Source organism: Staphylococcus sp. HMSC069E10 (assembly GCF_001809205.1).
In the GTDB taxonomy this organism is placed as follows: domain Bacteria; phylum Bacillota; class Bacilli; order Staphylococcales; family Staphylococcaceae; genus Staphylococcus; species Staphylococcus hominis.
Map to the genome: position 1 here is coordinate 21,517 of NZ_KV796496.1, position 444 is coordinate 21,960.

Annotated in this window: 1 protein-coding gene; it reads right to left on the minus strand. The window is 34.9% G+C overall.

Annotated elements, in window-relative coordinates:
• On the minus strand, positions 1-444 hold a 444-nt coding region (locus HMPREF2561_RS10120; RefSeq protein WP_176743835.1), incomplete at both ends, for a DUF1542 domain-containing protein.

Consider the following 444-nt stretch of genomic DNA (forward strand, 5'->3'; position numbering starts at 1 on the left):
CCCGGTGTTTGATCAATCGCTTCTTTTTTAATTCTAGCTACTTCATCGATTGCAGTCTTTGCTGCTATTTTCTTAACTATATTTGGTTGAATATGACTAACTGTTGTAACACCATCTTCTTTTGCTTTGTCAACAGCTTGATTTATTTCTGTATGATTAATATTATTTTTTGCTTCTACTGCAGCTTCGTCTACTTTTGATTTTGCGGCTTCTTTTTCTTCTATAGTTGCATCAACATTATTGTCGATCTCTGTCTTCTTATTAATAACTTCATTATCAATTGCTTGTCTTGCTTCTGATTTTTTAAGCACATCTGGTTGGATTGCATTGATTGTATTCGTACCATTTGTTTTTGCTTCATCCACATCTGAATTAGTTATTGCTTCATTAATATGAGCTTTGGCTTCCGTTACCGCTTGGTCTACCTTCGCTTTGGCTGCCTCT